The sequence below is a fragment of the Paraburkholderia sp. BL27I4N3 genome (genome assembly GCF_003386115.1).
Lineage (GTDB): Bacteria > Pseudomonadota > Gammaproteobacteria > Burkholderiales > Burkholderiaceae > Paraburkholderia.
The window spans coordinates 884,283-903,618 of sequence record NZ_QREJ01000001.1 but is presented as its reverse complement, the minus strand read 5'-3'; the positions used below and the strand labels follow the sequence as shown (position 1 = coordinate 903,618).

Below are 19,336 nucleotides of genomic sequence, written 5' to 3'. Positions count from 1 at the left end.
GCTCGAAACGAATGTCCGTCGCAGAAAACAAAACGGGCGAGACTCACGCCTCGCCCGCCTGGGAACCGCCTCGCGGCCGCTTGCCCCTCACACCAGCCACATCCGGCCGCAGCGGCCTCAACAAGCCTCAACCCGCCTCAAACCGCTTCAGACGGCCTCGCCGCACGCCATTAGCTAACCGCGCTCACATCGAGCGGCGCGCCCGTCTTGGCCTTGATTTCCTCGACGCTCACGCCCGGCGCCAGTTCGGTCACCTTCAGCCCGTTGTCCGTGACTTCGATCACGCCAAGGTCGGTGATGATCTGGTCGACCACGCCCACGCCCGTGAGCGGCAGCGTGCATTCGTCGAGAATCTTGTGCTGATCGCCCTTCGCGACGTGCTCCATCAGCACGACCACGCGCTTGACGCCCGCGACCAGATCCATCGCGCCGCCCATGCCTTTGATCATCTTGCCCGGGATCATCCAGTTGGCCAGATCGCCCTTCTTGCTGATCTGCATCGCGCCGAGAATCGCCAGATTGATGTGGCCGCCGCGAATCATCGCGAACGAATCCGCCGACGAAAAAATCGACGAACCCGGCAGCGTGGTCACCGTCTGCTTGCCGGCGTTGATCAGGTCGGCGTCCACTTCTTCTTCGGTCGGCGACGGGCCGATGCCGAGCAGGCCGTTTTCCGACTGCAGCCACACTTCGACGCCCGCCGGCACGTGATTGGCGACCAGCGTCGGCAGGCCGATGCCGAGGTTCACGTAGAAACCGTCCTGCAATTCCTTCGCCGCGCGTGCGGCCATTTCGTCACGAGTCCATGCCATGATCAGTCTCCTTTCGCGCGGACAATGCGTTGTTCAATGCGTTTTTCCGGATTCGCATTGAGCACAATGCGCTGCACGAAAATGCCAGGCGTATGGATCGCGTCCGGATCGAGTTCGCCCACTTCGACGATCTCCTCGACTTCCGCGACGGTGATCTTGCCGGCCATCGCGCACATCGGGTTGAAATTGCGCGCGGTGCGGCGGTAGATCAGGTTGCCCGACTTGTCGGCCTTCCACGCCTTCACCAAAGCGACGTCGGCCGTCAGCGAGTGTTCCAGCACGTAGTGGTTTTCGCCGAACTGGCGGGTTTCCTTGCCTTCGGCGATCAGCGTGCCGTAGCCGGTATTGGTGAAGAACGCCGGAATGCCCGAACCGCCCGCGCGCAGCTTCTCGGCGAGCGTGCCTTGCGGCGTGAATTCGAGCTCGAGTTCGCCGGCCAGATACTGGCGTTCGAACTCCTTGTTCTCGCCGACATACGACGAGATCATCTTCTTGACCTGGCGCGTTTCGAGCAGCAGACCGAGGCCGAAACCGTCGACGCCCGCATTGTTGCTGATGCAGGTGATGCCCTGCACCTTCGAATCGCGCAGTGCGCCGATCAGCGCCTCCGGAATGCCGCACAGCCCGAAGCCTCCGACGGCAAACGTCTGCCCGTCCTTGACGATGTCTTTCAGCGCCTCGGCGGCGCCTGGATAGACCTTGTTCATCAGTATGTCCCTTCCTTTATGGAAACCCGAATTCGGATCGTTGCGGCTGATATCACGTTGGGCGGGCCCGAGCCCGACACGTCATTCTAGTCATCCCCGGCGGGCCGCGCCCCGGTTTCGCTGCGCGTAGTACAAAGCCCGCCGCGGACGGCTTCGCCGCGTTGTCATGTGCTCGAAAGAGTACGCTGGGCGCGCCATGCGGCACAATACGCAAAAATACATAAGTACTTGCCGCCAATTCATGCCCGCACTGGATTATCAAACCGCGTTCCAGCTCGCTCCAATCGGACTCGTCCTGTCGCGCGAACGAACTATCGAAGACTGCAATGACGAGCTCGCGTCGATATTCGGCTGCACGCGAGAGTCGCTGCTCGGCCAGTCGTTCCAGGTGCTGTATCCGTCCACAGACGAATTCGAGCGGATCGGCGCGCGGATTCCGCCCATCATGACGGCGCACGGCAGCTACGCGGACGACCGCATCATGAAGCGGGCCAACGGGGAATTGTTCTGGTGCCACGTGACGGGCCGCGCGCAGGAACGCGCTGACCCGCACGCGGCGGGCGTCTGGACCTTCGAGGACTTGAGCGCGACACGGCGCGTGGCGGTCGAACTGACACCGCGCGAACGCGAAATCGCCGCGCAACTGGTGACGGGAAAGACCAGCAAGCAGATCGGCCGGGTGCTGGATATCAGCCCGCGCACCGTCGATGTCTACCGGGCGCGGCTAATGCGCAAATACGATACGGGTAACGCGACGGAACTGTTGCAGCGCCTGCTCGGGCATTGAAGCAGCGGCGCGTGTGTCGGGACGCTGGTTCGCGCGACGCTGAGTCGCGCCTTTAGCAGGCCACTCAGAGGCAAGCGGCAATGCACGGCGACGTTAGCGAACGCCGCCAGTTCGCCACGAAAGTCGCTCAAGGCCCGGCTATTACGCCACCTTGACCAGCGCCGCCCGCTCGATGGTTTCGCGCAGCAGGTCCGGCACCGGCACCGACTTGCCCGCCGCGTAATCGATCCAGACGCAGCGCGCGGCGCCACGTGCATAGACGGTATTCGGATCGTCCGCGCGCACGAGTTCGAAACCCGTGTCGAAGCTGCTGCGGCCGGGCGTGGCCACCGTCATCCGGCCGATCACGTCGCCGGGATAATGCAGTTGCTTGAGAAACTCCATCGACGCATTGACGATCACCGGACCCTGGCCGTCGGCATTATTACCGGCCAGGCCCAGCTGTTCGAACCAGGAAATCCGCACCTGCTCCATGTAGCGGAAATAGACCGTGTTGTTCACATGGCCGAAGGCGTCCATGTCGCCCCAGCGGATCGGCATCGACATCTCGAAAACTGCGTGAAAATCGCTCATCGTACTTCTTTAACGGGTTGAAATCAGGTTGAAGCCGGCACGCGGACCGGCGTAGAGACAGACAGCAACATAGCGCGCGCCCTCAAAGAGACAAAGGCCCGAGGGTGTAAAACAGTTTCTTCGAACGGACGCAAATCCGGGCCCTCGCGACCGGCAAGCACGAGCGCCGGCCGCGCCGTGCTGCGTTCAGGAGAGCCCGAAGCCGTCGTCGGCGGCGATCACCGAGCCGTTGATGAACTGCGATTCGTCCGCCGCCAGCAGCAGCAGGAGCCCGTCCAGATCTTCCGGTTTGCCGACGCGGTGACGCGGCAGCATCGACACGAGCTTCTGCCCTTGCTCCGTCGACCAGTGATGGTGATTGATCTCCGTGTCGATATAGCCCGGGCAGATCGCGTTCACGTTGATGCCGTGCTTGCCCCACTCCAGCGCCATGGCTTTCGTCATATGCACGACAGCCGCCTTGCTGATCGAATACAGGCCGATCTGCGGCAGCACCCGCAAACCCGCCATCGACGCGATATTGATGATGCGGTACGACGGTTTCTGCGCGCCGTTGCCGCGCATGATCATGCGCTTGGCGACTTCCTGAGCGACGAAGAACGCGCCGCGCGTGTTGGTATCGAACACATATTCGAAGTCGGCTGGAGTGACTTCCGAGAGCTTCTGCGTGGTCGACACGCCCGAATTGTTCACCAGAATGTCGATCGGGCCGGCCTCGGTCTCCGCATGGGCGACCGCCGACTTGATGCTCTGGTAGTCGGTCACGTCGAGCGAAACGACGTGCGCCGCGCCGCCGGAGGCCTCGATCTCGGCGCGCAACTCCTTCAGACGCTCGGTCCGCCGGCTCGCCAGCACGACCTTGGCGCCCGCCTGCGACAACACTTGAGCAAAGCGCTTTCCCAACCCGCTTGAGGCGCCGGTGATCAGCGCGACCTTGCCTTCCAGATTGATCGAACGGCCCATTGTCGTTCCTTGTTCGGTTGTTGTTACGGCTGCGGTTGACGGGTGCGGTAAGACCGTCACTACGGGTCATACCGTATCATAGAAATAGAACGATCGTGCTAATCTCTGTTCATCTGGTTGCAGTGCGGGTGTGCATCGCCCACAATACGAACCCGAAAAAAGCATTCTAACGGTAAGAGGAGCATCAATGACCCCCGCAAGTCTCATTGAGCAATACGGTCCACGCGAGTCGATGGAATACGACGTCGTGATCGTCGGTGGAGGCCCCGCTGGCCTGTCCGCGGCGATCCGCCTGAAGCAGCTGGCAGCGGAAAAAGGCGTCGAGCTTGGCGTGTGCGTACTGGAAAAAGGCTCGGAGATCGGGGCGCATATCCTGTCGGGCGCGGTGATGGATCCGCGCGCGATCACCGAATTGATTCCCGACTGGAAAGAAAAAGGCGCACCGCTGACGGTGGGCGTGACCGAAGACAAATTCCTGTTCCTGACCGAAACCGGCTCAAAGAGCGTGCCGACCTGGGCGTTGCCGGACAATTTCAAGAATCACGGCAATTACGTGATCAGCCTTGCGAATGTCACGCGTTGGCTCGGTCAGCAGGCCGAAGCGCTGGGCGTGGAGATCTTCCCGGGCTTTCCTGCGGCTGAGATCCTGTATAACGACGATGGTTCGGTCAAAGGCGTCGCGACCGGCAACCTCGGCATCGGCAAGGACGGCGAGCCGACCGAGAACTTTCAGCTCGGCATGGAACTGCACGCGAAGTACACGCTCTTCTGCGAAGGCGCGCGTGGGCATCTGGGCCGTCAGCTGAACGATAAATTCAAGCTGCGCGAAGGCGCCGATCCGCAGGTCTACGGGATCGGCATCAAGGAACTGTGGGAAATCGATCCTTCGAAGCACAAGCCGGGTCTGGTGATGCACACCGCCGGCTGGCCGCTGGAGAACGATACTTACGGCGGCTCGTTCCTGTATCACATGGACAACAACCAGGTGGTGGTGGGCTTCGTGGTCGGCCTCGGCTACACGAACCCGTATCTGTCGCCGTTCGAGGAATTCCAGCGCTACAAGACGCATCCGGCGATTCGCGCGGTGCTCGAAGGTGGCAAACGTGTGTCGTACGGCGCACGCGCGATCACGGCCGGCGGCCTGATGTCGCTGCCAAAGCTGGTGTTCCCGGGCGGCGCGCTGGTCGGCGACGATGCGGGTTTCCTGAACGCATCGCGGATCAAGGGCTCGCATGCGGCGATCAAGACCGGCATGCTGGCTGCCGAAGCTGCTTTTGAAGCCGTGCAGGCAGGTCGCACCAGCGATGAACTCACCGCGTATCCAGAGAGTTTCAAGACTTCGTGGCTGCACACCGAACTGCACCGCGCACGCAACTTCAAGCAGTGGATGAGTAAGGGCCTGTACCTCGGCACGCTGATGGTCGGCATCGAGCAGAAGCTGCTGGGCGGCAATGTGCCCTGGACGCTGCATCACCAGCATTGGGATCACGAGATGCTCAAGCCGGCTTCCCAATGCAAGCCGATCGTGTATCCGAAGCCCGATGGCAAGCTCACGTTCGACCGGTTGTCTTCCGTGTTCATCTCGAACACCAACCACGAAGAGAATCAGCCGGCTCACCTGACGCTGAAAGATCCGTCCGTGCCGGTGAACGTGAACTGGCAGACCTATGCCGGGCCGGAATCACGCTACTGCCCGGCGGCCGTGTACGAGTTCGTGAAGAACGACGACGGCAGCGAACGCCTCGTGATCAACGCGCAGAACTGCGTGCACTGCAAGACCTGCGATATCAAGGACCCGACGCAGAACATCGTGTGGGTCACGCCTGAAGGTGGCGGCGGTCCAAACTATCCGAACATGTAATCGATGCTTCACTTGCCTTCGCAGCGCCCGCTTCTGAACGCGGGCGCTCTGTGAAGGCAAGCAAACTCAAACCCGCCCCGCCGCTTCAATCCGCTCTCGCACCTTCGCCACCACCGGCGCCCAGTCGCCGACATGCGGCTGTCGAACTAACTCGATCGAATCGTACCAGGCCGTCTCCGGCGATCCATCGCCCCAGAACCAAGCGGAGACGTGGTCGATCATCAAACAGGTCGGCACGCCGAGCGCTCCCGCCAAATGCGCGGGCCCGCTATCGATCGTGACGACCAGATCCAGATTCGCGAGCAACGCTGCGACATCGTCGAAGCCTGATTGAAAATGATGCGTCAGATCGACGACGTCGAGACCCTTGGCCCGCCACTGCGCGACCGTCTCTCCGCGCCCCGGCGACACAGCGAAATAGGTCACACCGGCTACATTCAACAGCGGTTCGATTTGCTCGACTGGCACCGAACGCCGCGTATCGCGGATATGGTCCGGATTGCCGTTCCACACCAGACCGACCTTGCGATTGCCGCGCTTACCCGCCGTGTGCGCTTCGACTCGCTCACGCCATGTCTGCTCAAGAGCAGGATCAGCGCTCAAGTAGGGCGCGCCCCACCCCGTTGCGTCGACAATACCGAGCCGCAGCGGCAGGCTCATCAGCCCGCAATGAAAATCCGGCTGCGTCTCCAGACTCGTTTCGAGCGGCAAATCGGCGGGCAGCATTCTTTCGAATAGATGCCGCAACGGTCCGTCGTGGCCGAAAATCACCCGGCCGCCCTCGCGCCGCGCCCGTTCGGCCAGCACCGGCAAAAAACGCACTGCCCACAGGCAATCGCCATTGCCTTGCTCGCCGTACACCACCAGCGTTTTGCCGGCAAGCGATTCGCCCTGCCAATGCGCACTGATCGCCGCGAGGGCTTGCTGCGCGTTATTCAGCTCGCCCGCCGCGAACGCGATGCGCGACTCGTAATGCGCCCAGCCCTCGGCAAAACGTCCACTGCGAATCTCGAGTTCCGACAGATCGAACAGCGCATGGGCGTTGTGCGGCGAAAGCGCCAGCACTTGCCGCAGCAACGCCTCGGCCTCGGCGAACCGCGCCTGCTCCTTGATACACAGCGCCAGCTTGTGAAGCGCGACCGGATGACCCGGCACGACGCGCACGGCTTCGCGTAAATGCGCTTCGGCTGCGGCGAAGTCATCACGCTGCTGGACGGCCGCCGCGCGCCAGATCAACGCGTTGGCGTCTTCGGCATGGCGCGCGAGCAGCAGGCGGGTGGCCGAGTCGACCAATCCCCAGTCGCGCAACACGAACGCCGTTTGCGCAATCGTATGCAGCAGTGTCGGTTCGCAGGAAGGATCGAGTTGATAGCCGCGCACCAGCGCAGCAAGCGCCTCGCGCTGGCTCGCCTTGTCGCGGCCGGCGTGTTGCAGCAGCGCCAGACCGAACGCCAGGCAGTCGCCGGCGGCGGCGTCGGGCGTGGCGGCTTGCGCACGCAGACCCGCGAGGTGGCTCGCGGACGGTGCGGAGTTGAGATCGGTCATGGAGAAGGCACTGCCCTCGGAGAACGGGTACAGATCTGCCCGAAGCAGGCCCGTTAAGGCGCGCTCGCCGCGATCTTCGGCGTGCTGACGGCTACGTCGCCGCATTGCGCGCGACGGCGCAGCGCATGGTCGATCAGCACCAGCGCGAGCATGGATTCAGCGATCGGCGTGGCGCGGATGCCGACGCACGGGTCATGCCGTCCGAACGTTTCGACGACGACCGGCTGCCCCGCCTTGTCGATCGAGCGGCGCGGAGTGCGAATGCTCGACGTCGGCTTGATCGCGATCGACACTGTCACGTCCTGGCCGGTCGAGATACCGCCGAGCACACCGCCCGCGTGATTGCCGACGAAACCCTCCGGCGTCAATTCGTCGCCATGCACCGAGCCGCGCTGCGCGACGCTGGCAAAGCCCGCGCCGATCTCGACACCCTTCACTGCGTTGATGCCCATCATGGCGCGCGCGATGTCCGCGTCGAGACGGTCGAACAACGGCTCGCCGAGGCCGACCGGCACGCCCGACGCCACGACGTTGATGCGCGCGCCGATCGAGTCGCCGTCTTTGCGCAGCGCGTCCATGTAGGCTTCGAGCTGCGGCACGATCTGCGCGTTAGGCGCAAAGAACGGGTTCTCGCGCACCTGCGCCCAATCGACGAACGGCACGTCGATCTCGCCGAGCGCAGCCATATACCCGCGAATCTCGGTGCCGAATTTCTCGCGCAGCCATTTCTTGGCGACCGCGCCCGCGGCCACCGTCGGCGCCGTGAGGCGAGCCGACGACCGGCCGCCGCCGCGATAGTCGCGGATGCCGTATTTCTGCCAATAGGTGTAGTCGGCGTGGCCCGGGCGGAACGTGTCGGCAATGTTGCCGTAGTCCTTGCTGCGCTGGTCCGTATTGCGGATCAGGAGCGCGATCGGCGCGCCGGTAGTCTGGCCTTCGAACACGCCCGACAGAATCTCGACCTTGTCTTCTTCCTGACGCTGCGTGACGTGCCGCGACGTGCCGGGCTTGCGGCGGTCGAGTTCGAACTGGATGTCGGCTTCGTTGAGCGCCATGCCCGGCGGGCAGCCGTCGATCACACAGCCGATAGCGGGGCCGTGCGATTCGCCGAAGGTCGTGACAGTGAAAAGCGTACCGAGCGTGTTGCCGGACATGGGCGTCGTCCAAAGAAATGCGGGGAAAGCGTTATTATGCCAGCCCCGTGGCGTCTGGACCGCGTCGCGCGGCCGCTTTGGCCGATCGGCCAAGGGTGCATGCGCAAGCGCTTCCCGCTCGATCACCTGGTTTGTCAGGACACATGCCGCGCGATGTAGGAACGTTCGCATCGCGGCCGGCCCAAGTCACTCAGGCTGCGGGAACGCAAAACATCGCAAATCGGAAATTTCTGCGCCGATATTGCGCACAGCCTGGCCGGGCAATCTGCACCTGGCCGGCGCCCGCATTCCACCACCTTTCACCCGAGCCCCGCCCGGCGCCGGCATCTTTCGTTTTCCGTGATGCCGTTCGCGGGCTTTAGCGCGGCGGTCACGCTACTTCCGTGCTCCGCGCAACTCGATGACGATCTGCTGCAACTTCTCCGGCGTTGCCAACGCCGGCTCGATCGGCTCGCCCACCGCCAGCGTCAGGCGAGTCATGACGCCCTTCTGGATCGGCCGCGGCCAGCGCGCGTCGCCCGCGCGCGAAAACACGCTGCCCCACAGGCCGCGCAGCGCCATGGGAATGACCGGCGCCGGCGTGCGGCGGATGATCTCGGTGACGCCATGACGGAACGGATTCATGTCGCCGGTTCTGGTCAGCTTGCCCTCCGGGAAGATGCAGACCAGATCGCCCTCCGCGAGCGCCTGCGCGCAGCGCTCGTAGGCGCGCGTCAGCAGCTGGGGGTCCTGATGCGCGGGCGCGATAGGAATTGCCTTGGCGTGACGGAACACCCAGCCGGCGAACGGCGATTTGAAGATCTGGTGGTCCATCACGAAACGGATCGGCCGCGGGCTCTCGGCCATGATGACGATCGCGTCGACGAAACTCACGTGATTGCAGACCAGCACGGCCGCGCCTTCTTCCGGAATGCGCTCGGCATGGACGAGGCGAATCCGGTAGAACGTGTGCACCAGCACCCACGCGATGAAGCGCAGCAAAAACTCCGGCACCAGCGAGTAGATATACGTCGCCACCACGATATTGAGGAGCGCGGTGACGAGGAAAATCGCGGGAATGCTGAAGCCAGCAGAAGTCAGAGCGACGGCCATCAGCGACGAGACGATCATGAACAGCGAGTTCAGGATATTGTTCGCCGCGATGATGCGCGCACGGTGGCTCGGCTGGCTGCGGCTCTGGATCAGCGCATACAGCGGCACGCTGTAGAAGCCGCCGAACATGGCGAGCAGGAACAGATCGGCCAGCACTCGCCAGTGCGCGGGCTGCAGAATGAACTCGCCGACGCTCAGCAAATGTCCCGGCAGTGGCAACGCGTGGCTAGCGAAAAACAGGTCGATCGCGAACACGCTCATGCCGATCGAACCGAGCGGCACGAGCCCGATTTCGATGCGCCGCTTCGAGAGCTTTTCGCACATCAGCGAGCCGAGGCCGATGCCGATCGAGAAGGTGCCGAGCAGCACAGTCACGACGTCCGGATCGGCGGACAGCACATTCTTCGCGAAACTGAAAAACGACGACAGAAAAATCGCGCCGACGAACCACAACCAGGAAATCCCGAGCAGACTCAGAAACACGGTGCGATTCTCGTGCGCCAGTTTGAGGTTGCGCCACGTCTCGCTGACCGGATTCCAGTTGATGCGCAAATCGGCCTGCGGCGCCGGCGTGGCCGGCACGAAGCTCGACACGACGCGCCCCACCAGCGCGATCGCGACGCACGCGCTGGCCAGCACCACCACGCCGTGTTCGACAAAACCCGCGCCCACCCCGCCGACGATCGTACCGATCAGGATCGCCACGAAGGTGCCCATTTCTACCATGCCATTGCCGCCGACCAGTTCAGCCTTCGTCAGATGCTGCGGCAAATAGGAGTATTTGACCGGCCCGAACACGGTGGAGTGCACGCCCATCAGAAACGTGCACAGGTACAGGAGCGGCGCGCTATGCAGCCAGAAACCCGCGCCGCCGATCAGCATCACGACGATTTCGAAGCTCTTGACGAAGCGCGTGAGCATTGCCTTGTCGTACTTGTCGGCGATCTGGCCGGAGGTGGCCGACAGCAGCACGAACGGCAGAATGAAAATGGCCGAGATCAGGAACGCCGCCGTTTTCGGATCGACTCCGGAAAAGCGCGCCGCCTGATACGTGACAAGCGACGTGAAGCCGATCTTGAACACGTTGTCGTTCATCGCGCCGAGGAACTGGGTCCAGAAAAACGGCGCGAAACGGCGCTGACTGAGCAGCCGGAACTGGGATTCGTGCGCCTCGTGTTGACGGGCAGCGCGGCGGGCAGCAGGTAACGGACGATCGCTCATGGAATTCCAAACACAGGCTGGAAGAACGACATGGAAGAAAGTGCCATGCACGGGGTTGCGTGTGGGCGGGTCGCCGGGCGGCGCGCGGTGCCGGATTGCAAACCCCGGACTGCAAACCCATTACGCGCGCTCACGCGCGCCTCGGCGTCGAGCCAGGCACCGAACTGGACACCAAACTCCACATGAGGCGGAACCCAGCGCCGGACACAAAAAAAGCGCACGCTTTCGCGCGCGCCTCGACTGCCTTTTCGCGCTCACAGCAACGACCAGCGCGTCGCAGTGAATCGCCGCGCATTAACGCGCGGGCTGCTGTTCCTGCTGTTCTTCCGGCCAGTCGCGGATATAGGCCTTGAGCATGCGGTTTTCGAAACCCTGCTCTTCGACCACTGCCTTGGCGACGTCGTAGAACGAAATCACGCCCATTAGCGTGCGGCTTTCCAGCACCGGCAGATAACGCACGTGATGCTCGAGCATCATGCGGCGGACTTCGTTGACGTCCGTTTCCGGCGTGCAGGTGAGCGGATGGTCGTCCATCACCTTGCGGATCGTGGAAGTGCCGACGCTGCCGCCATTCTTGCTCAGCGTCAGCATGATTTCGCGGAATGTGAGCATGCCGACGAGGTCGCCGTACTCCATCACCACCAGCGAGCCGATGTCGTGCTCGGCCATGGCATTGACTGCGTCGTGCAGCGTGGTATCCGGCGTGACCGTAAATAGGGTATTGCCTTTGACTTTGAGGATGTCGCTGACTCGCATGATCTGTCTCCCGTAGTGCCCGCTGAGCTGGTAAAGCATCGATGTTTTTCGATCCTAGCGGAAAGACCCATAAAAGGAAAGCGGCCCGCCCACCAAGGCGCAGCGGGCGTTCGCCGGTTCGAAGCGGTGCTTGCGCGCGCACCCACATCGGGAAAACCGCGCTTGAAGCGCCGCATGCCGGTGATAGGATGGCCGCCACTTTCACCATTCGCGAGGCCGTCCGTGGCCTCGCCGTCCAGCATGTCCGCCAACCGTTTCGACACGCTTGCGCTGCACGCCGGCGCTGCTCCCGACCCGACAACCGGCGCGCGCGCCACGCCGATTTACCAGACTACCTCGTTTTCGTTCCGCGACTCGGACCACGCCGCGGCGCTCTTCAATATGGAGCGCGCCGGTCACGTGTACTCACGCATCTCGAACCCGACCGTGGCCGTGTTCGAGGAACGCGTCGCCGCGCTGGAAAACGGCGCGGGCGCGATCGGCACGGCGAGCGGCCAGGCGGCCTTGCATCTGGCCATCGCCACGCTGATGGGCGCGGGCTCGCACATCGTCGCCTCCAGCGCGCTGTACGGCGGCTCGCACAATCTGCTGCACTACACGTTGCGGCGCTTCGGTATCGAGACGACCTTCGTCAAGCCCGGCGACCTCGACGCGTGGCGCGCCGCGCTGCGTCCGAATACGCGGTTGCTGTTCGGCGAAACACTCGGCAATCCGGGCCTCGACGTGCTCGATATCGCCGCCGTGGCGCAGATCGCGCATGAGCACCGCGTGCCGCTGCTGGTCGACTCGACGTTCACCACGCCTTATCTGCTTAGACCGTTCGAACACGGCGCGGACTTCGTTTATCACTCGGCCACCAAATTTCTCGGCGGCCATGGCACGACGATCGGCGGCGTGCTGGTGGACGGCGGCACGTTCGACTTCGAAGCCTCCGGGCGTTTTCCCGAATTCACCGAGCCTTACGACGGCTTTCACGGCATGGTGTTCAGCGAGGAAAGCACCGTCGCGCCGTTCCTTCTGCGAGCACGCCGCGAAGGCCTGCGCGACTTCGGCGCCTGCCTGCATCCACAGGCCGCGTGGCAACTGCTGCAAGGCATCGAAACGCTGCCATTGCGGATGGAGCGGCACGTTGCCAATACACGCCGCGTGGTCGAATTCCTGGCCGGTCACGCGGCAGTCGAATCGGTCGCCTATCCGGAGTTGCCGACGCACCCGGATCACGCCCTTGCGAAGCGCCTGCTGCCGCGCGGCGCCGGCGCGGTGTTCAGCTTCAATCTGCGCGGCGACCGCGCCGCCGGGCGCAGTTTCATCGAGGCGCTCTCGCTGTTCTCGCATCTCGCGAACGTGGGCGACGCGCGCTCGCTCGTGATCCATCCCGCATCGACCACGCACTTTCGCATGGACGCCGCCGCGCTCGCCGCGGCCGGCATCGCCGAAGGCACGATCCGCCTCTCGATCGGCCTCGAAGACCCGGACGATCTGATCGACGACCTCAAGCGCGCGTTGAAAGCCGCACAGAAAGCGAGCGCGCCGCACGGCGGCACAGCCGCCCAACTCCGCCCGGAGTCAGCATGATCCTGACCGTCCAAGGCAAACCCGCCTACGCATACACAGGCGGCAAAGCGTTCGATGCGAACCTGCCGACCGCCGTCTTCATCCACGGCGCCGAGCACGATCACAGCGTGTGGGCGCTGCAAACGCGCTACTTCGCGCATCACGGCTTCAACGTGCTGGCCGTGGATCTGCCCGGTCACTGCCGCAGTGGCGGCCCGGCGCTGACCACCGTGCCGGCCATGGCCGACTGGCTGGCCGCGCTGCTCAACGCCGCCGGTGTGCAACGCGCCTTCGTGGCCGGCCACAGCATGGGCTCGCTGATCGCGCTCGACTTCGCCGGCCGCTATCCGGAACGGGCAACGCATCTCGCCCTGCTTGCCACGGCGATTCCGATGGCCGTCTCCGACGCGCTGCTCGACGCCGCCTGGCACCGTGAGCCCGAAGCGATCGCCATGGTCAATCAATGGTCGCATTCGACCTTCGCAGCCAAACCCTCTTGCCCCGGCCCCGGCTTCTGGCTGCACGGCATGAACCAGCGTTTGATGGAGCGTGTCTCCGCGAGCGGCGAGCCGAACCTGTTCCACACCGACTTCGCCGCCTGCAACAGCTACGCGGACGGCCTCGCCCGCGCCGCGCAGGTGCGCTGTGCCGTACGCCTGATCGTCGGCCGGCGCGATGCGATGACGCCGCCGCGCGCCGCCAAAGCACTTGCGGGCGCCCTGGCTCAGGCGGGCGTACCGGTCGACACGGTCACGCTCGAAGCCGGTCACGCGCTCATGTCCGAGCAACCCGACGCCACGCTCGACGCCCTCTTCGGCTTCGCTTCCAGAGCGCCTCGCGAGGTCCGATAGACGTCACGAGCCATCACGATAACCGCGCGGGGAGCGGCGCGCCATCGGCCGAATGGCCAGGTTGCGCGCGACGGGCGATAGCCGCACAATGGGCCAAGCCTGTCCTGTTTCGAGCGCGTGCATCTGCATATTCGTACGCGCTGAAGCATCGAGAAGCGTCGCAATCCGGAGGCCGTGATGGCTCAAACCGCGCACACCGATCACTTCGCGAGTTTCGCGGAGTTCTATCCGTACTATCTGAGCGAGCATCGCAACACGGTCTCGCGGCGGCTGCATTTCGTGGGATCGCTCGGCGTGATCGGCTGTCTCGCCATGGCGCTCGCCACTGGCGACTGGCTATGGCTGCCCGCCGCCGTGATCTGCGGGTACGGCTTCGCCTGGGTCGGGCATTTCTTCTTCGAGAAGAACCGGCCGGCTACCTTCCGGCATCCGCTTTACAGCCTGATGGGCGACTGGGTGATGTTCAAGGACATCTGCGTCGGCAAGATTTCGCTGTAGCGATGCCCTGGTTTTCAGCGCCGGCAGTACGCATTCCGTGCGACTCAAGCCGCCTGATGCGGCATGGAAGGTGTGCCGGGTTCGCTCTGCTCGGCAGGCGCCGCACGAGCGGCCGCGCGCGCGGTCATCAACGCGGCGAGTGTGACTTTCAGCTTGTCGTTTTCCAGCGCCGCCAGCAGCATCTGGCCATCCACGCGCGTGGACGCCAGTTGCAGTTGATACTCGAGTTCGGCGCGGTCGATCACGAACAGCTCGAACAGGCGCTCAACCGTGATCTGCGCCGGATTCGCCAGCAACAGGAAGTGCGGACGCATGCCGTCCTCCTGCAAACGCGCGATCCATTCGATCTCCTCGAGTTTCTGCAGCAGGTTGATGGTGGTGTCCATATCGCGTCGAAGCATTCGCGAAAGTTCGGGTACGGTGTAGCCGCGCTTGCCTGCCTCACGCGCTTCCGAGAGCCGCGCGAGCAGTTCGAGCGAGTCGAACAGATTGCTGCCCTCGAAGGTGGGCCGATGAAACTGGCCGATGCGAATGGCCGGCAACGCGGACGCGATCATCGCGCCGGCAAGCGTGATGAACCAGCACAGATACATCCACACCAGGAATAGCGGCACGGCCGCGAATGCGCCGTACACCGCGGTGTAGGTCGGAATGCGCCGCACGTAATAGCCGAAGCCGCGCTTCGCCAGTTCGAAGGCGATCGCCGCGGTCACGCCGCCAATCACCGCGTCGCGCCATTCCACGCGGCAATTCGGCAGGTAGACATAGAGAATCGTGAAGGCGAGCGCGGTGAGCGGTAGCGCCGCGCCCGCGAGCGCCCACTCGATGACGGGCGTCATGCGTTGCGCCGCCGTGAAGGTCATGGACTGCGTGAACAGATACGACGATATCGACAAACTCACGCCGATCAGAATCGGCCCGAGCGTGATGATCGCCCAGTACACCAGAATGCGCTGCGCGATAGGCCGCGCTTTGCGCACGCGCCAGATCACGTTGAAAGCGGATTCGACCGTCATCATCGTCATCACGGCGGTGACGAACAGAAAGATCATGCCGATGGTCGTGAGGCCCTTCGCCTTCGACGCAAACTGATTCAGATAGTTAAAAATCTGACTGTTGAGCTGCGCGGGCATCAGATGGTCGGCAAGAAAAATCTGCAGCGACATCTGGAACGAAGCAAAGATCGGAAACGCGGTGAACAGCGCGAACGCAACCGTCGCGAGCGGCACGAGCGAGAGCATGGTGGTGAACGTAAGGCTGCCGGCCACCTGCGGAATGCGGTCTTCGCTACTGCGCTGCGCGGCAAATTGCGCGAGCCGTTTGAGCGTGTCGAGATCGAAACGCACCCTGGACAACAAACCCCACCTCCTTGCTGCATGCACCGGTATGACAGGACCGCGCGCGAGACCTGGCCGAATGGCTATGGGCGGCCTGTGGAGCGGACCCAGCCCCTATAATACCCGTTCACCGATGAGGCCTATGAAAGACATTCTCGTGCTCTATTACAGCCGTCACGGCGCCACGCGCGAGCTCGCGCTGGCGATCGCGCACGGCGTCGACAGCGTTCCCGGCATGCAGGCGCGCGTGCGTACCGTGCCGGCGGTGTCCACCGTCTGCGAAGCGACCCAGCCCGATATTCCCGCCGAGGGGCCGCCCTACGTCGAACTGCGCGACCTCGAAGATTGCGCCGGTCTCGCACTCGGTTCGCCTACCCGCTTCGGCAACATGGCCGCGTCGCTCAAATATTTCCTCGACGGCACCACGCCGCAGTGGCTGTCCGGCGCGCTTGCCGGCAAACCCGCTTGCGTGTTCACGTCCACCGGCAGTTTGCACGGCGGCCAGGAGTCCACCCTGCTCTCCATGATGCTGCCGCTTCTGCATCACGGCATGCTGATCGTCGGCATTCCGTACACGGAGAGCGCATTGAGCACCACGCAAACCGGCGGCACGCCGTACGGCGCGTCGCATTTCGCGCGCGCGGGCAGCGCCGAACACGGTATCTCCGCGGACGAGAAGACGCTCGCCATCGCGCTCGGCGCGCGTGTCGCGCGCACGGCGGCATCCATGAGTGAAAGGCCGTGAACGAGCCGCACGCGCAACCGGCCGGCGCGTCGAACGCCGACACCGCAACGCGGGCGCCCGCGCCTCCGAGCGCTCCGCCCGTGCCGCGAAATCGCGCCGCCGCGCTCGGCGCCACCACGACCCTGGTTGCGCTGATCGTCGTGTCCGTCGTGTGGGAATGGTGGCTCGCGCCGCTGCGTCCCGGCGGTTCGGCGCTGGTGCTCAAGGCGGTGCCGTTGCTGCTCGCGTTGCCTGGCGTCTGGCGGCATCGGCTTTATACGCTGCAATGGGCGTCGATGCTGATCCTGCTGTATTTTGCCGAAGGCGTTGTGCGTGGCTGGAGCGACCGCGGGCCGAGCGCAGGGCTCGGCTGGCTTGAGGCCGTGCTCTCCGTGGTCTTCTTCGTCTGCTCGCTGGCCTATGTCGCGCCGTTCAAACGCGCGGCGAAACGAGCAGCAAAGCAGGCTGCAATTCAGCCCGAAATTCAGCCAGCCAATCACGCCGGAAGCGAGCCGGCAAATCACGCCAATCCGTCCGGCTGACAAAAGACGCTCCGCCTCGCCCGACATTTCCGCCCGAATACGCTGACCGACCGACATGACCCAAACCGCTTTTCTCGCCGCCTGCCGCGACGCCATCGGCGCCGCGCAGGTGCTGACCGTTCCGCATGACACCGCTCCGTATCTGACCGACTGGCGCCGCCGCTACACCGGCGCGGCGTGCGCGGTGCTGTGCCCGGCCACGCCTGACGAAGTCGCGACACTCGTGAAGCTCGCCGTCGAACATCGCATCGCGCTGGTTCCGCAAGGCGGCAACACGGGCCTTGCCGGCGGCGCCACGCCGGACGCAAGCGGCGCGCAGGCGGTCATCAGCTTGCGGCGTCTGAACCGGGTGCGCGATATCGATCCGCAAAACAATACGATCACGGTCGAAGCCGGCGTGATTCTCGCCGAAGTGCAGAAGCACGCCGACGAGGCCGGCCGCCTCTTCCCCTTGAGCCTCGCCGCCGAAGGCAGCTGCACGATCGGCGGCAATCTCGCCACCAATGCGGGCGGCACCGGCGTGCTCCGCTACGGCAACGCCCGCGAGTTGTGCATCGGGCTCGAAGTGGTCACGCCGCAAGGCGAACTGTGGGACGGCCTGCGCGGACTGCGCAAGGACAACACCGGCTACGATCTGCGTGACCTGTTCATCGGCGCGGAAGGTACGCTCGGCATCATCACCGCCGCCGTGCTCAAGTTGCATCCGCAACCGGCCGCGCGCGTCACGGCGCTCGCCGCGCTCGCGTCGCCGCATGCCGCGCTCGACTTTCTGTCGCTCACACAGCGTGCCGCCGGGCCGCTGTTGACCGGTTTCGAATTGATGTCCGATTTCTGCCTGCGGCTGGTCGGCCGGCATTTCGAGCAGATGCGCTATCCGTTCGCCGAGCCGCACGCGCAAGTCGTGCTGCTCGAACTGTCGGACAGCGAAAGCGAGGAACACGCGCGCCAACTGTTCGAGCGTCTGATGGAGACGGCGCTCGAAAACGGCCTGGTGCAAGACGCGGTGGTCGCGGAAAATCTCAGCCAGTCGCGGGCGTTCTGGAATCTGCGTGAGCACATACCGCTCGCCCAGGCCGAGGAAGGCCTGAACATCAAGCACGATATCGCGGTGCCGATCTCGAGTATCGGCCACTTCATCGAGGAAACCGACGCGGCGATCGCGCAGGCCGTGCCCGGCGCGCGCATGGTGACGTTCGGCCATCTCGGCGACGGCAATCTGCACTACAACGTGCAGGCGCCCGAGGGCGGTGACGCGAAAGCGTTCCTCAGGCAATACCAGAGCCCGATCAACCGGATTGTCTACGACAGCGTGCACCGGCATCGCGGCAGCATCAGCGCGGAACACGGGCTCGGCCAGTTGAAGATCGACGAGGCGATGCACTACAAGCAGGACGTCGAGGTGCAGTTGATGCGAACCGTCAAACACGCGCTCGATCCGCTGAATCTGATGAATCCAGGCAAGGTGCTACGCTAGCGTCTGAAGCTCCGCGTCCCTTGCGGAGGCCATTGCAGGAGTCGTGGTCGTGAAGATTCGAGTGCTGTCCGATCTGCATCTGGAGAACGACGAGCCTGAGCTGATCCCGCATGCACAGGCGGATCTGATCGTGCTCGCCGGCGACATCCACAATCACGCGGCCGGACCGCGCTGGGCCGCGCAAACTTTCGACGGCGCCGTGCCGGTGGTCTACGTGCCCGGCAATCACGAGTACTACGACGGCGAGTTCGGCGCGCTAGACGCCGCGCTTTATGACGCGGCAGCGCAGGTCGATAACGTGCACGTCTTGAACAACGCTGCGCTGGTCGACCCGCAAGGCCGGTGGCGCGTGCTCGGCACGACCTTGTGGACCGACTTCGCGTTGTACGGAAGCGATCCGGACATGCTCGCCGAATCGATCGAGGCGTCGCGAAAGGTGATGCTCGACTTCCGCGGACTGATCCAGATGAACTGGCCGCACGACACCCACGACGCCACGCGCGACTTCACGCCCGGCGACTCGCTTGCGTTGCACCGGCAAGCGCGCGCCTGGCTCGAAAGCGAACTGGCCCAACCGTTCGGCGGCAAGACGATCGTCGTTACGCATCACGCGCCGCATCGGCTGAGTCTGGCCGAGCGCTATGCACAAGACCTCGTGTCGGCGGGCTTCGTCAATCACTTGCCGGACCTCGTGGGGCCGCCTGTCGCGCTGTGGATTCATGGGCATACTCATACGCCGTTCGACTACAGCGTGAACGGCACGCGCGTGGTCTGCAATCCGCGCGGCTATCGCGACCGGCGTACTGGCCAGTTGGAGAATCCGCTTTTTGCGTGGGATAAGGTCGTCGAGATTTAGCAGTCGCTTCAGGTGACTTGGGGCGCGCA

General features: G+C 64.0%; 18 protein-coding genes. 9 read left to right on the top strand and 9 right to left on the bottom strand.

Going from position 1 to position 19,336, the window contains the following annotated elements; translation table 11 throughout:
- Positions 1–170: 170 nt before the first annotated feature.
- Together B0G71_RS04120 and B0G71_RS04115 are read right to left on the bottom strand one after the other, a co-directional pair.
- On the bottom strand, positions 171–812 hold the full coding sequence (locus tag B0G71_RS04120) for a CoA transferase subunit B (protein ID WP_106279198.1): 642 nt from the start codon (positions 810–812) through the stop codon (positions 171–173).
- A 2-nt stretch (positions 813–814) separates the two neighbouring features.
- Positions 815–1,519, bottom strand: a complete 705-nt coding sequence (locus tag B0G71_RS04115; RefSeq protein ID WP_106279196.1) for a CoA transferase subunit A — start codon at positions 1,517–1,519, stop codon at positions 815–817.
- A 241-nt stretch (positions 1,520–1,760) separates the two neighbouring features.
- Between B0G71_RS04115 and B0G71_RS04110 the strand changes: the two genes are divergently transcribed.
- Complete coding sequence (locus B0G71_RS04110) at positions 1,761–2,306, top strand: LuxR C-terminal-related transcriptional regulator (RefSeq protein ID WP_106279195.1); 546 nt, start codon at positions 1,761–1,763, stop codon at positions 2,304–2,306.
- Between the two features lie 141 nt (positions 2,307–2,447).
- Here B0G71_RS04110 and B0G71_RS04105 read toward each other — a convergent pair whose 3' ends face one another.
- Together B0G71_RS04105 and B0G71_RS04100 are read right to left on the bottom strand one after the other, a co-directional pair.
- Complete coding sequence (locus B0G71_RS04105; protein ID WP_041758509.1) at positions 2,448–2,879, bottom strand: thioesterase family protein; 432 nt, start codon at positions 2,877–2,879, stop codon at positions 2,448–2,450.
- A gap of 186 nt (positions 2,880–3,065) precedes the next feature.
- Complete coding sequence (locus B0G71_RS04100) at positions 3,066–3,842, bottom strand: SDR family oxidoreductase (RefSeq protein WP_116139917.1); 777 nt, start codon at positions 3,840–3,842, stop codon at positions 3,066–3,068.
- A gap of 187 nt (positions 3,843–4,029) precedes the next feature.
- Between B0G71_RS04100 and B0G71_RS04095 the strand changes: the two genes are divergently transcribed.
- A complete protein-coding gene (locus tag B0G71_RS04095; protein ID WP_116139915.1) occupies positions 4,030–5,703 on the top strand; it encodes an electron transfer flavoprotein-ubiquinone oxidoreductase in 1,674 nt (557 codons plus the stop codon).
- A gap of 66 nt (positions 5,704–5,769) precedes the next feature.
- Here B0G71_RS04095 and B0G71_RS04090 read toward each other — a convergent pair whose 3' ends face one another.
- From B0G71_RS04090 to B0G71_RS04075, 4 genes are all read right to left on the bottom strand, one after another.
- Positions 5,770–7,248 carry a tetratricopeptide repeat protein gene (locus B0G71_RS04090; RefSeq protein WP_116139913.1) on the bottom strand — a complete coding sequence of 493 codons (1,479 nt, stop codon included), beginning with the start codon at positions 7,246–7,248 and terminating at the stop codon, positions 5,770–5,772.
- Between the two features lie 53 nt (positions 7,249–7,301).
- Complete coding sequence (gene aroC / locus B0G71_RS04085; RefSeq protein ID WP_116139911.1) at positions 7,302–8,402, bottom strand: chorismate synthase; 1,101 nt, start codon at positions 8,400–8,402, stop codon at positions 7,302–7,304.
- 375 nt (positions 8,403–8,777) lie between these two features.
- On the bottom strand, positions 8,778–10,715 hold the full coding sequence (locus B0G71_RS04080; RefSeq protein ID WP_116139909.1) for an MFS transporter: 1,938 nt from the start codon (positions 10,713–10,715) through the stop codon (positions 8,778–8,780).
- Between the two features lie 294 nt (positions 10,716–11,009).
- Complete coding sequence (locus B0G71_RS04075; protein WP_012433753.1) at positions 11,010–11,471, bottom strand: CBS domain-containing protein; 462 nt, start codon at positions 11,469–11,471, stop codon at positions 11,010–11,012.
- A 240-nt stretch (positions 11,472–11,711) separates the two neighbouring features.
- Between B0G71_RS04075 and B0G71_RS04070 the strand changes: the two genes are divergently transcribed.
- The 3 genes from B0G71_RS04070 (at position 11,712) to B0G71_RS04055 (ending at position 14,374) form a co-directional block, all read left to right on the top strand.
- Positions 11,712–13,046, top strand: a complete 1,335-nt coding sequence (locus B0G71_RS04070) for an O-acetylhomoserine aminocarboxypropyltransferase (RefSeq protein ID WP_116139907.1) — start codon at positions 11,712–11,714, stop codon at positions 13,044–13,046.
- The gene (locus B0G71_RS04065; protein WP_116139905.1) at positions 13,043–13,876 is read left to right on the top strand and encodes an alpha/beta fold hydrolase; all 834 of its coding nucleotides are present in this window, start codon (positions 13,043–13,045) and stop codon (positions 13,874–13,876) included. The genes B0G71_RS04070 and B0G71_RS04065 overlap by 4 nt, the downstream gene beginning before the upstream one ends.
- Positions 13,877–14,053: 177 nt before the next feature.
- Complete coding sequence (locus tag B0G71_RS04055; RefSeq protein WP_012433756.1) at positions 14,054–14,374, top strand: Mpo1-like protein; 321 nt, start codon at positions 14,054–14,056, stop codon at positions 14,372–14,374.
- A 44-nt stretch (positions 14,375–14,418) separates the two neighbouring features.
- Here B0G71_RS04055 and B0G71_RS04050 read toward each other — a convergent pair whose 3' ends face one another.
- Positions 14,419–15,732: a YihY family inner membrane protein gene (locus tag B0G71_RS04050; protein WP_181196774.1), complete on the bottom strand. Its 1,314-nt coding sequence runs from the start codon at positions 15,730–15,732 to the stop codon at positions 14,419–14,421.
- Between the two features lie 121 nt (positions 15,733–15,853).
- Between B0G71_RS04050 and wrbA the strand changes: the two genes are divergently transcribed.
- The 4 genes from wrbA to B0G71_RS04030 are packed head-to-tail and all read left to right on the top strand — an operon-like array spanning position 15,854 to position 19,307.
- Positions 15,854–16,456 carry an NAD(P)H:quinone oxidoreductase gene (gene wrbA, locus B0G71_RS04045; protein ID WP_106309597.1) on the top strand — a complete coding sequence of 201 codons (603 nt, stop codon included), beginning with the start codon at positions 15,854–15,856 and terminating at the stop codon, positions 16,454–16,456.
- The gene (locus B0G71_RS04040; RefSeq protein ID WP_116139901.1) at positions 16,453–16,977 is read left to right on the top strand and encodes a DUF2069 domain-containing protein; all 525 of its coding nucleotides are present in this window, start codon (positions 16,453–16,455) and stop codon (positions 16,975–16,977) included. Before wrbA ends, B0G71_RS04040 begins: the two co-directional genes overlap by 4 nt.
- A gap of 55 nt (positions 16,978–17,032) precedes the next feature.
- A complete protein-coding gene (locus tag B0G71_RS04035) occupies positions 17,033–18,451 on the top strand; it encodes an FAD-binding oxidoreductase (protein ID WP_116139899.1) in 1,419 nt (472 codons plus the stop codon).
- 49 nt (positions 18,452–18,500) lie between these two features.
- Positions 18,501–19,307, top strand: coding sequence for a metallophosphoesterase (locus tag B0G71_RS04030; RefSeq protein ID WP_116148313.1), 807 nt, complete (start codon positions 18,501–18,503; stop codon positions 19,305–19,307).
- Positions 19,308–19,336: the final 29 nt, after the last annotated feature.